The 15,038-nt window shown below is 34.6% G+C and carries 9 protein-coding genes; 6 read left to right on the top strand and 3 right to left on the bottom strand.

What is annotated here, in order from left to right; all coding sequences use genetic code 11:
* Positions 1-718: 718 nt before the first annotated feature.
* Together MKX55_RS20135 and MKX55_RS20130 are read right to left on the bottom strand one after the other, a co-directional pair.
* Positions 719-1,570, bottom strand: coding sequence for a MurR/RpiR family transcriptional regulator (locus tag MKX55_RS20135; RefSeq protein WP_256705146.1), 852 nt, complete (start codon positions 1,568-1,570; stop codon positions 719-721).
* A 118-nt stretch (positions 1,571-1,688) separates the two neighbouring features.
* Positions 1,689-2,744: an NAD/NADP octopine/nopaline dehydrogenase family protein gene (locus tag MKX55_RS20130; protein ID WP_332094455.1), complete on the bottom strand. Its 1,056-nt coding sequence runs from the start codon at positions 2,742-2,744 to the stop codon at positions 1,689-1,691.
* Positions 2,745-2,839: 95 nt separating this feature from the next.
* Here MKX55_RS20130 and MKX55_RS20125 point away from each other — a divergent pair, with 95 nt between their 5' ends.
* The 6 genes from MKX55_RS20125 to MKX55_RS20100 all read left to right on the top strand — a co-directional run bounded on the left by MKX55_RS20125 (position 2,840) and on the right by MKX55_RS20100 (position 12,520).
* Positions 2,840-3,871 carry an ornithine cyclodeaminase family protein gene (locus tag MKX55_RS20125; RefSeq protein WP_256705144.1) on the top strand — a complete coding sequence of 344 codons (1,032 nt, stop codon included), beginning with the start codon at positions 2,840-2,842 and terminating at the stop codon, positions 3,869-3,871.
* A gap of 42 nt (positions 3,872-3,913) precedes the next feature.
* Positions 3,914-5,326: a sodium/glutamate symporter gene (locus MKX55_RS20120; RefSeq protein WP_339234499.1), complete on the top strand. Its 1,413-nt coding sequence runs from the start codon at positions 3,914-3,916 to the stop codon at positions 5,324-5,326.
* A 465-nt stretch (positions 5,327-5,791) separates the two neighbouring features.
* Positions 5,792-7,846 carry a hydantoinase/oxoprolinase family protein gene (locus MKX55_RS20115; RefSeq protein WP_339234497.1) on the top strand — a complete coding sequence of 685 codons (2,055 nt, stop codon included), beginning with the start codon at positions 5,792-5,794 and terminating at the stop codon, positions 7,844-7,846.
* A 4-nt stretch (positions 7,847-7,850) separates the two neighbouring features.
* Entirely contained in the window at positions 7,851-9,506 is a 1,656-nt protein-coding gene (locus MKX55_RS20110; protein WP_339234494.1) for a hydantoinase B/oxoprolinase family protein, read from the top strand.
* A gap of 63 nt (positions 9,507-9,569) precedes the next feature.
* Positions 9,570-10,547, top strand: a complete 978-nt coding sequence (locus tag MKX55_RS20105) for a TAXI family TRAP transporter solute-binding subunit (RefSeq protein ID WP_289585027.1) — start codon at positions 9,570-9,572, stop codon at positions 10,545-10,547.
* Positions 10,548-10,663: 116 nt separating this feature from the next.
* Positions 10,664-12,520, top strand: coding sequence for a TRAP transporter permease (locus MKX55_RS20100; protein ID WP_339234492.1), 1,857 nt, complete (start codon positions 10,664-10,666; stop codon positions 12,518-12,520).
* A gap of 653 nt (positions 12,521-13,173) precedes the next feature.
* On the opposite strand, the gene MKX55_RS20095 is transcribed toward MKX55_RS20100, so the two are convergent.
* Entirely contained in the window at positions 13,174-14,658 is a 1,485-nt protein-coding gene (locus MKX55_RS20095; RefSeq protein ID WP_339234490.1) for an FGGY family carbohydrate kinase, read from the bottom strand.
* Positions 14,659-15,038 lie beyond the last annotated feature (380 nt).

The raw sequence follows: 15,038 nt of genomic DNA, 5'->3' as shown, positions 1-15,038 counted from the left end.
GAATATAAAAGGCGAATGATAAACGAAGAAGGTATTATTATTCGCTTTTTTATATAAGCTAATAAGATGATATTCTTGTTACTTATTGATATCATGATAACCCTAACAATGCCAATTTTGCCTCCGTATATTGATGAAAAACTTATGTTTAAAAGGAAGTTAAATGAAAATATTGGAAATTATGTAATTTGGTATACATCCCCTTTAATTTTACGGGGTATCCTGCATTGACAATGCCATCTGGAATGAAAGAAGATGACTTGTCAGTGGAATTTCAGATGATTGCGGTAAGCGGGAAATAATATGATGCAATGATAAATAGCCCTAAAAGGAGTAAACTTTTCGTAAAGAAGCTCCTTTTAAGGCTGTTATGCTCGTTTTATATGTTTGAAAAGTGGCTTCACTTTGGCTTGGATATAAGCACTCCACGGAAAATAGTTTTCCCATTGTTCCGAATGAAAAATATCAAGCTGAGGAAGTTCTGTAAATAAAACGGTTAAGTATTCAAATGGATTAATTCCATTTTCTTTAGCTGTTTGGATGATACAATACCCAATGGTGTTCGCTGGAGCTCCAGCCATCCTGGTAGAAAAATACCAGTTTTTGCGTCCGAAGGTGACGGCCCGAATGAAACGACCTGCGAGATTATTACTTATGAAAAGGCGTCCGTTTGTTAAAAAGCGTTGAAGAGATATCAACGCTAAGAAAAGTATTTTGTTTATTCTGTTATGCCAAATCGTTCATTAAATAATTTAGTGTCCTCAATATACTTCAATAATTCGCTTTTATTATTTTCAGTAATTAAATAAATAAGTATATCAATGATAAAAACTGTCCCCAGATGTGAATTAGAATAAGAATAGGAATGGATACTAGTTAATAATAAAAGGTCTGCATTTTGTCCAATATTATGGGATCGTGAATTTGTAATTGCAACTTGAGGAATTGCTTTTTCTTTTAGAAAGTCACTGTATAATCGCATTCTTTTAGAATATGAAGGAATAGATATAAAGATTACTAAATCATCTTTTGTTAAACCTCGTATATAATCTAACGCTTCTACAGATTCTCCGTCTATGAGGTTGGACTTAGAAAATACTTCATTTAAATGAACATTTAACATAGCAGCTGGACCGTAAGAATTTTGTCTTGCTAGTATCAAAATCTTTTTTGCATCTACTATTTTATTCATGAAATTAACAAATGTATCCAATGAATTTTTATTAAATACTTCGTCGATATTTTTAATTGATTTATTATATATCTTTAAAAGATCTTTATTATGATTTTTAAAATCTACTTTGTCATTATTAATAATTTCATCTTTTGGATTTGCGAGTCTAGATTTAAGGATTACCTGTAATTCTTTCTGAAATTGGGGGAAGCCCGAATAGCCCAAATCCTGAGAAAATCGAACAACAACTGATTCACTAACGTCAGCACTTCTAGCAACTTTTGAAGCAGGCAAAAAAGCTGCCTCTAGCCAGTTATCCAGGATATAATATGCTACTCTTTTTTTCGCGCCACTTAAAGTATCTAAGGAATTTTGTATTTTCTCAAACAATGACATATTTCTCTCTCCAGTTAGTTTATGATTTTGAATTTCTTTTCTATTTAACCATATCATAATTTGAATAAGTATTGATTAATAAATTAAAATTATTCGATAGTTAAGATTAATAAATGCTTTATTTAGTAGGTGTGGTGCGTAAAGAATTTAATTTCATATGTTCTATTCGCCTTCCATTACAAATAAAGTCATAATTATATAACTTTGATGCTGTATTGACAATAGAATCGATTAAAGGGGTTTTTATGTTAGCTAACTTTGCAAGCTCCCTCATAGGTACCAAGCTCATTGGTATATCCTCCATAACATACCTTGAATGAATATCAGTTGGAGCAGAAATATCTTTATAACTGTTATTCAATTGAATTGCCTCATACAATGTTTTTCCGTTAACTTCGTAATTAAAGTTAACCCATTCTTTTGCAGATTGGATATCCAAGCCAAATCCTTGTGCTATAGTCAATCTCTCTTTATCAAGTGATTCCAATAATTTGGAAATTGATGGCGTGATACCTTCATGGTAATACTTAAAATTCTCTTTACATTCTATTCTTGTTAAATTAAATAAAAATGGCACAGGATGAAAAATAGCTCCTATATTGCTCAGACTAGTTGTTATAACGCTTTCGCTATTATGGAAATAAGGAAGATAATTATTTACCTGATCCGTTATTTTCTGGGACATGGATGTAGGGATTGAGGCAAGGCCTACACTTTTCTTTACTCCATGAATTTTTATTTCTGTTGGATTATCTTTTCTAGCAGCAAATAGCATTGTTTCTGCCTCAGCGATTATATTTTCTTTTCTTTTTGAAGTAAAAATATTTTTAAATTCTAATGCGCCTCCAGTCCTGCCGGGATGCAATACAACAATTTGATTCTCTATAATAGTTTCTGATAACTCTATTGCAATTGAATGATGGGCAAAAGCAGGAACTACAACAAATATAAAATTCATGTCAATAAGAGTTTCTTTTAGGTTATTTGATACGAAATTAAACCTAAGTTTTTTTGTTCTCCCATTTGAAATCATTGTTATCTCGTTATTGTTTTCTTGAATAGGATTGATAGCGCTATCAAATTTATCATATAAATTAACTTTTATACCCCTTTCAATTAATTTTGCACCAAAAGCAAGACCGCCATTTCCAGCCCCTATAATGAGAACTCCCATTCTTCTTTTCCTCCTTTGCAAAAATTATTGTTGCTTAGCAAGAATAATTGTGATAATTTAAATTATATATTAATTCTGAAAAGGAGGAAAGTATTTTGAAAACAAATTTATTAATTTTAAACCAAGAAGAAGTTAAAAGAAGTGGTGGTGAGGACATATCTCTTGCTATTAAAACGATGGAAGAAGTTTTTTCATTGCATCAAAAAGGAGAGTATGTACTACCAAATAAAAATGTATTGCGTTGGGGGGATATAGAAACGGAGACTACAAGAGGCAGAATAAATTCAATGCCAGCAGCAATCGAAGGAGATTTTAATTCAGTAGGTATAAAATGGATTTCCAGTTCGCCAACAAATCCTGATAAATATGGGTTGCCAAGAGCATCTGGGATTATAATATTAAATGATTATGAGACATTATTTCCTAAGGCAATTATGGATGGAATGTTGCTAAGTGCAATGAGGACTGGAGCAAATTCAGGGGTAGCCGCTAAACATTTAGCAAAGAAAAATTCTAAAGTATTAGGTTTAATTGGAGCTGGGGCGCAAAATAAAACACAGCTTTTAGCAATGAAACATGTTTTAGAAGATTTATCTGAAGTAAAAATAAATGACTTAAATATTGAACGTGCAAAGCAATTTGCAGAGGAAATGAGTGAAAAAACTAATTTACCAATAACTGTAGTTAATACAGCTGAAGAAGCTGTTAGAGGATCAGATGTATTTATAACAGCTACTGTTTCAAAGGTTCCGATAGTGAAATATGAATGGATTGAAAAAGGAGCATTATATTTACATGTAGGAAGTCATGAATGTGAATTTGAAGTTATAGATAAAGCAGATAAGATTGTTGTAGATGATTGGGAAGAACTTAAGCATCGAGGAGTAGAATCTATTTCTATTATGTATGCAGAAGGAAAGTTTGAAGAAAATAAAATACATGCTCAACTGGGTGAGGTGGTTAATGCCGTAAAATCATCAAGGACAAGTGATGAGGAATTTATTTATTTTAATAGTGTTGGAATGGGTATTCAGGATGTAGCGTTAGCATCTGTGATTTATGAGAAAGCAATACAAGAAAATATAGGTACTAATTTTGATATGTGGGGAAACCCTACTTTGGTGTGAATTTGTAAGGGTTTACATTAGTTGTGAGAGGGAGGGAAAAGGATGATACCAACAGAAGCTATAACGTCAGAAAATCTTAATAGCTTATTATTTTATTTTACAGTTATGGGGCTGCTATTAGTATTAGCTATATTCGTAAGATTAAAGATAAAAATATTTAAAAAGTATTTTATTCCAGCATCATTAATAGCAGGGATTTTGGGTTTGTTTTTAGGCCCTTACGGTGCTAAATTGTTTTCGGAAGAAATGGTTAGCACATGGGGAGCATTAGCAGGAATATTGATATCAGTTGTTTTTGCTCCAATGCTTATTGGAATGAAAAAAGAGAAACAAGATGGTACAGGGAAATTGGTTGCAAGACATTTAATATATAGCTATACGGGTAGTTTATTACAAATATCCATCCCATTGATAGTAGCTTCATTAATTTTAATTCCATTATTTGATTTAAATGAAATGTTTGCTTCGATAATTGAAGTAGGATGGGCTGGCGGTCATGGAACAGCAGCCGGTATGATTGAAGTATATAATAATCTGGGATGGACTGATGGAGCATCATTAGGCGTTACGGCGGCTACTTTTGGAATCATAATAGGTATAATTTCGGGAGTAATAATGATAAACCATGGTGTAAGAAAAGGATACACTTCGATTATAAAAAAATCGGAAGAATTGAGTGGAAGTAACGACAGTGATGTAATACCAATAAAAGCTCAAAAGTCAAACTCTGTAAATACTTTAAACCCGGATTTAGTAGAGAGTTTTGCTTTTCATGCAGGTCTTATTTCAATTGCAATTCTTATTGGATGGTTTATCCAACAAAAAATTGCCTTATATATTCCTGGTATACCTCTTTTCCCTCTTGCAATGATTGGAGGACTTATAGTTAATTTAGTTATTTCAAAAACGAAGTATGTCGATATGATAGACGTTAATACCCTGAATAGAATTCAGGGTATCGCATTAGATTTTTTAGTGTTAGGAGCAGTAGCTTCCATTCAAATTCCAATTGTATTAGAGTTTGCTGTGCCGTTAGCAATTATAACAATTATAACGGTGGCTGTTATGATTTGGTACTTTTATTTTCTTGGAAAAAGATTTTTTCCTAAAGATTGGTTTGAAAATTCGATAGTACATTATGGAGCATATTCCGGAGTGACAGCTATTGGTTTAATGTTATTAAGAACCGTAGACCCAGAAATGAAAACGGATGCTGCTAAAGGTTTTGCATTAAGAGCTCCATTTTATAGTCCGATCTTAGGCGGGGGATTAATAACTTCTATCATTCCAGTGCTCATGTTAAATAGCAGCTCATTAATAATAGGGGTATCGGCTTTAGGTATATTAGTATTGTTACTTGTTGTGAGTAAATTATTTGGATTATTTGAAAAACCTCAATCTCCTCAATCTAATGAGGAAAAAGTATCTTCTCAATCAAAGAGAGATATTGTCTAACTATATAACTGATATAGGGCGTGAATGGATATGGTATAAGCTATAGAGATGAAAATATTTAAGTATACGCGCGTTTACTTTACAAGATAATCTTTTTAAGATAATAAGTTAGTAGTTTGGGGCTAGAAAGTACGGTGAAGGAACAGTGATATAAAGAATCATTTTACACAATAGCAACATTTAGTGTTGTTAAGCAATATATATTGTTGTATTATGAACTGTAACATATTAACTCAATGAAGTTGGGGAGTACAAACAGCAATGTGTTTATCTATATAGGCAGCGTTGATTAAGGGATTTAAGATGTAATCAACTCTTATATATCACTAAGCTAAAGAGACAAATAGAAGCCAAAAAGGGAACCTACTAGAAAAACTTATTATTAATTAACGTAAATCTGGTTATTTTTAAAAAAATATATTGTTAGCGTTTACAATCGATGAGTATAAAAGAGGAGGAAGAATTTTGGGATATAGAATAGGAATAGATGTAGGAGGAACTTTTACTGATGTTTGTATTTTTGATGAACAGTCTGGAAAAATATTAATCTATAAGCTATCTTCTACAAATAAAGACCCCTCTACGGCTATTATAGATGGTATTAATACAATTATGGAAGAAAACAATTTATTAAAAAGTGATATTAATTATCTTGTTCATGGAACAACAGTAGGGACGAATGCTGCGATTCAAAGGACAGGTGCTAAAACTGGTTTATTAACTACATCAGGCTTTCGAGACATCGTAGAAATTGCTCGACAAACGCGACCATCTTTATATGATTTGACAGAAGATAAACCAGAACAGCTTATTAAAAGAAGGCTCCGGAAAGAAGTGGATGAGAGAATACTGCATGATGGAAGTATTTATAAAAAAATTGATGTCGAGGAAGCTAAAAAACCTGTGACTGAGCTAATAGAAGAGGGTATAGAGTCTATCGCGGTTTGTTTTTTACATTCTTATATAAACCCTGAACATGAAAAAGTTATTAAAAATATTATCAATGAAACGTACCCCAATGTATTTGTGTCAATATCTAGCGAAGTATTACCCGAGTATAGAGAGTATGAACGTTTAAGCACAACCATTCTTAACAGTTATATAGGTCCAGTTGTTAGTGATTATATTAATAGATTTGAAAATAATTTAAAAAATAATGGGATAGATGTAAATCCTTATATTAGTCAATCAAGTGGTGGAACGATGTCTACTTCCACAACGAAAAAAAATCCGGTACGTACTGCTTTATCAGGTCCTAGTGCTGGGGTTTCTGGCGCTATTTATGTCTCCGAGTTAGCTGGTTTTGAAAATATTATTACATTAGATATGGGAGGGACAAGTACCGATGTTTGTTTGATTCAAGATTTAAAGGCTAATAGTGCTACTGGCAAAAAAGTGGCTGGTTTTCCAGTAAACTTACCTATGATAGATATTCATGCGGTAGGTGCAGGAGGCGGAAGTATTGCTTGGATTGATAGTGGTGGAGTACTTAAAGTTGGTCCACACAGCGCCGGGGCTGAGCCAGGTCCTGTAAGTTATGGATTGGGTGGTGAAGAGCCTACAGTAACTGACGCAAATATACTATTGAGAAGATTAAATCCTAAAGAAATATTAGGCGGGAAAATGAAGGTCGACTCAGCAGGAGCTCATCAAGCTGTAGATAATAAATTAGCCAAACCGCTAAATATGGAAAATAATAAGGTTGCTCAAGGAATAATTAAAGTAATTAATTCAAATATCATGAGGGCTGTTCGTGTTGTTTCAGTTGAACGTGGACATAATCCTAGAGACTTTACGTTGGTGGCATATGGCGGGGCTGGGCCATTACATGCGGTTGATGTTGCAAGAGAGCTCGGTATGAAAACAGTTTTAATACCAGAAAGTCCCGGGATTTTATGCGCTCTCGGATTATTAGTGGCAGATTTAAAAATGGATTATGTACAAACAAAAATAATGATGGCTGATTCAACCAACTTAAATGATATTCAAATAGAATTAAAAAAACTAGATAGTAAAGCCGGTAAATGGTTTGAAAAAGAAAACATTGAAGAAAGCCATAGAATTGTTAACCGTTCATTAAACATGCGTTATAAAGGACAGAATTATGAATTATCGGTTCAACTTACAGGTGAACTCGAGAACGAAGCTCAACTTAATCAAATAATTGATCGTTTTCATAAGACCCATGAAAAAAGATATGGTTATGCAAATTATAAGGAAGAAGTTCAAATCGTAAATTTTCGAACGGTCGTTTCAGCTGAAAAAAAGAAAGTCTCTTTGAAAAAATATAAAACGGATTCAGAGTCAGGAAAGGGCATAGTAGACAAAAGGAATGTTTATTTTGAGGAGTGCGATGGATATGTAGAAACAAATATATATGACCGAAATTTAATTGGTGTTGGTGAAGAAATACAAGGGCCATGTATTATTGAACAGCTTGATTCAACGATTGTTGTTCCACCCAATGTCACTGCCAAAATGGATGAATATAGAAATATTATTCTAAATATAGGAGGTTAGAAGATTGGGTAAAAAAACTATAGATCCGATTATGATTGAAGTATTAAGTAATGCTTTACTTTCCGTCGCAGAAGAAATGGGGGTTACATTAGTAAAAACATCGTATTCTACTAATATTAAAGAGAGGAAAGATTCCTCTACAGCTATTTTTAATGAAAAAGGTGAAACTATTGCCCAGGCTGCAGCAATACCTATTCATCTTGGCTCTATGCTGGGCATTTGTAAAGAAATTCTAAAGAAATTTGATTTGGAGGATATTCATCCTGGAGATATGTTTATTGCAAACGATCCATATAATGGCGGGGGCACTCATCTTCCGGATATAACTATCGCAGAGCCTGTATTTAGTAATGGTAAGATAATAGCCTTTGTCGCTAATATAGCGCATCATTCTGACGTTGGAGGAATGGTTGCTGGAAGCTCTTCTGGTAATTGTACAAGCATTTTCCAAGAAGGTATTCGTATTCCGCCAGTTAAGTTAATTGAGAGAGGGGAGTTATCTCAATCTATTATTGATATGATTTTACTAAATTGCAGGACCCCCAAAGAAAGACTTGGAGATATAAAAGCTCAAATTGCTTCTAACAAATTAGGGAGTAAGAGAGTTAATGAACTTGTAACTAGATATGGGTTGGATGAATACCAAAGTAGTTTAGATGAATTATTATTATACACGGAAAGAAAGGTAAAAGAAGGTATTAAGAAAATACCTAATGGAACATATGAATTTATAGATTATTTAGATGACGATGGGATAAATTTAAATACTAAGATTCCTATTAAAGTTAGAATTATTGTCGATAATGAATTCATTCATTTGGATTTTACAGGAACAAGCAAACAGGTCACAGGAGGAATTAATGTTGTATATACAGCGTTATTAGCTACTATTTACTATGCGTTAAAGGTAGTGATTGATCCAACTATTCCTTCAAATTCAGGATACTATGGAGCAATAAAAGTTACAGCTCCGGAAGGAACAATCGTTAACGCTGTTTCACCTGCTCCTGTTGGTGGAAGAACAGATGCTTGTCAAAGAATTGTTGATGTTATCTTTGGAGCTCTCTCCGAAGCGGTGCCTGAGAAAGTTGTAGCTGGTTGTAATAGTGCTGTTACAACAGTATTATTTTCAGGATATGATAATGAAAGAGATAAATATTTTGTTTATCCAGAGTCAATAGGAGGAGGGTTAGGCGCGAGGCATAATAAAGATGGTTTAGATGGAGTCCACGTGCATGTTACGAATTCATCTAATCTTCCTATAGAATCTATGGAAATGGAATATCCTTTACTTCTTGATAAATTTGAATTACGAAACGATTCAGGTGGTGCAGGTAAATTCAGGGGCGGTCTTGGAATTAGAAGGGACTATAAAGTACTGAATGATGTTGAATTTGCCACTCATGGTGATAGGCAAGTCATTCCTCCCTGGGGGCTATTTGGAGGCAGAGAAGGGCAATGTGGAGAGTTTGTTATTAATCCAGATACTAAAAACGAGAAGAAATTAGAAACTGGCAAGGTTTCTGATGTCTCTTTAAAATCTGGAGATATTTTGAGTGTACGAACTCCAGGTTCTGGCGGTTATGGAAATCCGGAAGAAAGGGATAAGGAATTGCAGGCAGAAGATGCTTTAGAGGGGAAAGTCACTAATGATGTTTAGAAAATTGTTAATATGCAGATAACCCTAATAAAAACTACTTTAAATCAATTTGGAGGTAAGTGAATGAAGCGGATAATTTTATTAATTATTACTATATCCTTAACCCTAATTGTTGCTAGCTGTTCTAATGATTCTGAAGGTTCTTCAGGTATGTCAAATAATTTATCGATTGCTGCAGGTACAATAGGGGGAGGCTTTCATTCTGGTGCAACTGCTGTCTCTAGTGTTATTAATGATAATATCGAAGGAGTTCAGGCAAATGTCGAGGTCACTGGGTCATCTGTAAATAATGTTGAACTTTTACAAGCTGGTGAAGTAGACCTTGCTTTTTCTTCAACCGAAGTTGCATGGGAGGCTTATCATGGTAAATTTACCTTTGAAGGAAATTCTCATGAAAAATTAAGAACTCTTTTGCCCGGATGGCCGGGGGTATGGATGTTTGTCACTTTGGAAGGAAACGGAATTGATTCTATACATGATTTGAATGGAAAAAGTTATAGTTCTGGTCCAAAAGGGAGTGGTAATGAAGTATTCGCAAGTAGGGTATTTAATACCTTTGGGATTAAACCAGATATACAAAACTTACCGACCTCTGATGCAGCGGATGCTTTAAAGGATGGTCTTATAGATGGTTTTTCAATAGCATGGCCTTCAGAAGCAATTACTGAATTAGAAACTAGTGAAGAGGTGAAGATTGTTACTTTATCTGAGGAAGAAAATGAAGCATTTTTAGAGGAAAATCCCCCTTATCCTATTTTATCTATTCCTCCAGATGTTTATAATGCAGTACCTGATGGTAGAGAGGCGCTTGGATTATACAATTTATTGCTAGTTAGTCAAGATATATCTGAAGAGCAAGTATATAATCTTCTAGAAACTATCTATGAAAATGAGTCACAAATTGAGCAAACATGGCCACAGATGGCAAGTGGTATGTTATATGAAAACGTAGAAGAAACTACAATTCCATATCATCCTGGAGCAGTTAAGTACTTTGAAGACCAAGGCATAGAAATTCCTGAAGACTTGAAACCGGAATAAATAAAAGATAAGTAAAAGGTTCCTCTCTTTTAGAAGGAGGAACCTTAATATAATTTGATTAAAGTATTATAAGGGGTATTTTACTACTAAAATATGTGAACAGGTGGTGAAAGAGCTTGAATTTTATAATTAAGGTAATAGGAATTTCCTTGCCAATTTTAATTGTGTGGTCATTAAATTTTAATCCTTTATCGCCAAGTCTTTTCCGACCATTAATTATCCTTTTGTCTGCTGTATTAATTTTTGGAATATTTAAATCTAAATATCGTTGGCTTGATATTTCTTTAATGATAATATCAGTTGTTACTTTTTGCTATGCTATTCAAGAAGTCGAGGGAATATTAGGAAGGGGAGGAATTCATACAACAACTTTAGATTTAATATTTGGAACATTAGCTATTTTGTTAGTTTTGGAGATAACCCGCAGAACGGTAGGAATCGCTCTTCCGATAGTAACAATAGCATTTCTTTTATATGCTTTATTTGGTGAATTCATACCGGGAAATCTAGGTCATGGTGGATATTCTTATAACAGAATCATTACTACTCTGTTTACTTATGATGGTATGTTCGGTACCCCAATCGCAGTAACGGTAACATTTGTGGCGATGTTTATCGTATTTGCAGCAATTTTAAATTTAACCGGTGTAGGAGATGTATTCTTAAATCTGTCCAAATCTGTAGCTGGCAGTTATCGAGGAGGACCAGCAAAAATGGCAACAATTGCTAGCGGTTTGTTTGGAAGTATATCCGGAAGTGCAGTTGCAAATGTAGCAGCAACTGGATCTCTAACAATTCCTATGATGAAAAGATTGGGTTATAGTAAGACATATTCAGGTGCAATAGAAGCAGCATCATCAACTGGTGGTCAATTTATGCCACCTGTAATGGCAGCAGGCGCCTTTCTTATGGCGGAAATTTTAGGTGTTCCGTATTTAGAGGTAATGTATGCGGCCTTGATTCCATCGATTATATTTTTTGTTACTATTTGGTTTTCTATAGATTTTCGTTCCGCTAAGCTAGGATTGAAAGGGCTGTCTAAAGATGAAATTCCGAGTTGGAGAAAACTTTTAATAAATAGCGGTTATCTATTAACTCCGCTTGTTATTTTAATAATTATGTTGGTAGTCTTTCAGTATTCACCAATTAAAGCAGCATTTTATTCCTTAATCAGTTCAATAATTTTAAGTTTTATTAAGAAGGAGACAAGACCTAACTTAAAAACTTTAGGTAATTCTCTTTTTGAAGCTTCAAAAGGACTTATTAGTATCGTTGCTCCGGTAGCTGCAGCCGGATTAGTGATTGGGGTCATAGGTTTAACAGGACTAGGTGGCAAAGTTGCGAGTTTGGTTATTGGTATGTCTGGCGGGAGTATTTTGCTGGCTCTTGTATTATCAATGATTACAGCCATCATTTTTGGTATGGGATTACCTACTACCGTATCCTATTTATTAGTAGTATCCATTCTAGCACCTGTTTTATCAGAATTAGGAGTAATTCCAATAGCAGCTCACTTGTTTATCTTTTATTTTGCTAGTTTATCTGGAATTACTCCACCAGTAGGATTAGCAGCATTTACTGGAGCAAATATTGCTGGATCACCTCCTATTAGAACAGCGTTTATGGCTAGTAGATTGGCTATTGCTGCATTCATACTGCCGTTCCTGTTCGTATTTAATAATTCATTACTGATGATGGGGAACTGGTTTGATATTATACTTAGTGCTATTACTGCAATCATTTCAGTAATGGCTTTAGCGGCAGCTTTAGAAGGTTGGTTTATAACTAACCTCAACGTATGGGAGAGAATTTTTTTACTAATAGTTGCACTTTTGCTTATTTACCCATCTTATGTAACAGATATTTTAGGGGTCCTTGCGATCTTAGGAGTGTTTTTATATAAGAAGAATCATAATAAACAAAAGAAGGAAGATATTGGTGAGATAGATGATTCTTATTCTGTGAATAAATAAGATAGAATATTATAATTTGGGGATAAGCTATAGTTAATAGTTTCGCTTCAACGATAAATATTTTCTTTAAGGAGCTTAATTAACTGTAAATGGAAATAAGTATGAAAAACCAATCTTAGATACTAGGATTGGTTTTTTCATACTTGTAAATAGTTGAAATTTCTATTTAATGTAAAAACTTCTAATTACTATAAACGTTCAATAAAATTTTTAAATACACTAGTTTATAAGTTGTCTACAGTTGAATTAATATAAAAGAACTTCTAGGTTAGCATATCTTATGGAGATTATTCTTGCTACAATCACTGCTTTAGCTGGTGCCTTTATGTTAGCCAGCGCGGTAGAAGGATGGTTTTTGGCAACTATGTATTACTGAAGTTTTTTTAATTTGTGTTAGAGTCCAATTATTTTTTTAAAGTAAAGTGGTTGTCGATAATTGAAAAGATGGTGAAAATCATATAAGATGTTCTAAAATGCACAGAAGGGATTATTTTTTGTTGAATTATTATAATGTGGCTGTTACCAAATAATTCATTTAAGTTCAAAGAGATTACTATCCAAGAGGACAGCATGTAACGTAAAATCTAGTCAAGCGCTAATTTCTGATGAAGAAAATTCAACCTAAACAGCCACAAAACAGCCCCAAAGCACATTCACCTATACACCGACTGCAAAGCAGGATGTAATTTCTTAAAAGTCTCATATTGTGCTGCATAAACTGCTACTCTTTCTTGATTCGGCGTATAGTCTTTACTTGGGATGTTTCTGACAAACGTATTCACAAACTGCCGATAAGATTCACACCATCCCAGCTCGATAAAAGCTGTAGACGCCACCCCAATAGATGGCAGATACGCACTATTTAATGGAACTCGAATGGGATGGTTCATAATATCTGTCATCATTTGACACCAATGATTGCTCTTTGACACGCCGCCAATTAATGTAATCGTACGTTGATCCTTTAAATCATACATTTCTAATGTTTGTTTTAAGGAGAAAGTTACCCCCTCCAGGGCTGCACGTGCTAAATCTTTCCGCTCTGTATGCGGAGTGATTCCCCAATAGGCCCCTTTTGCCTGTGGGTCAATCATTGGGTTCCGCTCCCCGTTCAAATAAGGCAAAAATAATACACCGCCGCTGCCTGGCTCCGTTTGTTCGATTAACGTTTCAAACGTTTCATATTTATGTGCAACATGTTGGTCAATATACAATTGAGCTGCCCATTGGTGGACATTCCCCACATTAAGTAATGGTGCCACCGATATACGATGTGATTTTTCCACAAAAGCCAGATTAAAATGACTTTCTGATAAGGATTCTAACTGTCCTTTATTTCTTTCTACAATGGCTAGCCAGCCGGTTGTCCCCATATAAAAATAACAATCATTTTCATGAACTGCCCCAGCTCCGAGGGTGGTTGCTCCTGCATCACCCGTTCCATTGATGATAATAGTCGATGTCGAAAATCCGGTGAGTTTACCAGCTTCTTCGGTGATTGCTCCTACGACACTATCTGCTTCTAGTAATGCAGGTAATTTTTCTTCATCTATCCTGCAAGTTTGATAGATTGCTTCGTTCCAGACGCGATTTTTAAGATCCGTCATTCCCGTAGTCGCTGCAGTGATTGGATCGGTAACTGTTTCTTGAGTCAGTTTATAAATAACATAGTCCTTTGAACTAAAGACAAATTTCTTTGTATTTTTATACTGATCAGGGGAATGCTTTTCCAACCATTTGATTTTTGCCAGTGGTGTGGAGGCACTGACATTATTCCCCGTATAACTGCGAATTTCCGGACACTGCTTCGTTATCCATTCCGCTTCTTTTTCAGCTCTCATGTCAGAGTATAAAATAGCGCGATACGCATCCGCTTCACTAATGGAAATGACATCTTCCATTTGACCTGAAAAGGTTATTGCCCGAACAGATTCAGGAGAAATGCCGTTTTTCCACCAAAGCGCTGCAATCTGGATGACCGCTTCCCACCAATCCGCTGGTTGCTGCTCGATCCTTCCTTCTTCGGAGACAAAGGTTGTTAACTCCACCGAATGCTCTTCCATAAGCTGCACGTCTTTATCCACCAAAATTCCTTTTACTGCTGTTGTTCCGATATCAAAAACAGCTACATATGTCATATTACCCCTACTTTTTCTGCGATTGTTTTAATTCATCAATATATTGATATATGCCGCTTCCTCTTGTAAAGCAGCAAGCCGGACGAATTCATTGCCCGAAACTGTCCCATCATGACCCTACTGTTACTGTAGAATACCTCTTGGATTATAAAGCTGCATGCAAATATGTATGAGACTATTATACATGATTTTTTTAATGATTAATTGTCAGAAGACTCTGGAGTTATATTCGTAGAGAGCGGTCAAAGAATAATTGATTCTTGAATATTGTGTTATGTAGGCAAGTGAAAGGGGGGAGAGTCTTAAATTATGCAATTGCAGGACTAGTAATAGGAGCGGTACTTGAATGTAGGAGTCTATTAATTTATACTTTAGCAGCA

The organism is Oceanobacillus sp. FSL W7-1281, assembly GCF_037969835.1.
GTDB classification, from domain to species: domain Bacteria; phylum Bacillota; class Bacilli; order Bacillales; family Amphibacillaceae; genus Oceanobacillus; species Oceanobacillus oncorhynchi.
Note: the sequence above shows the minus strand (reverse complement) of the source record. Positions and strands in the feature narration are given on the sequence as shown.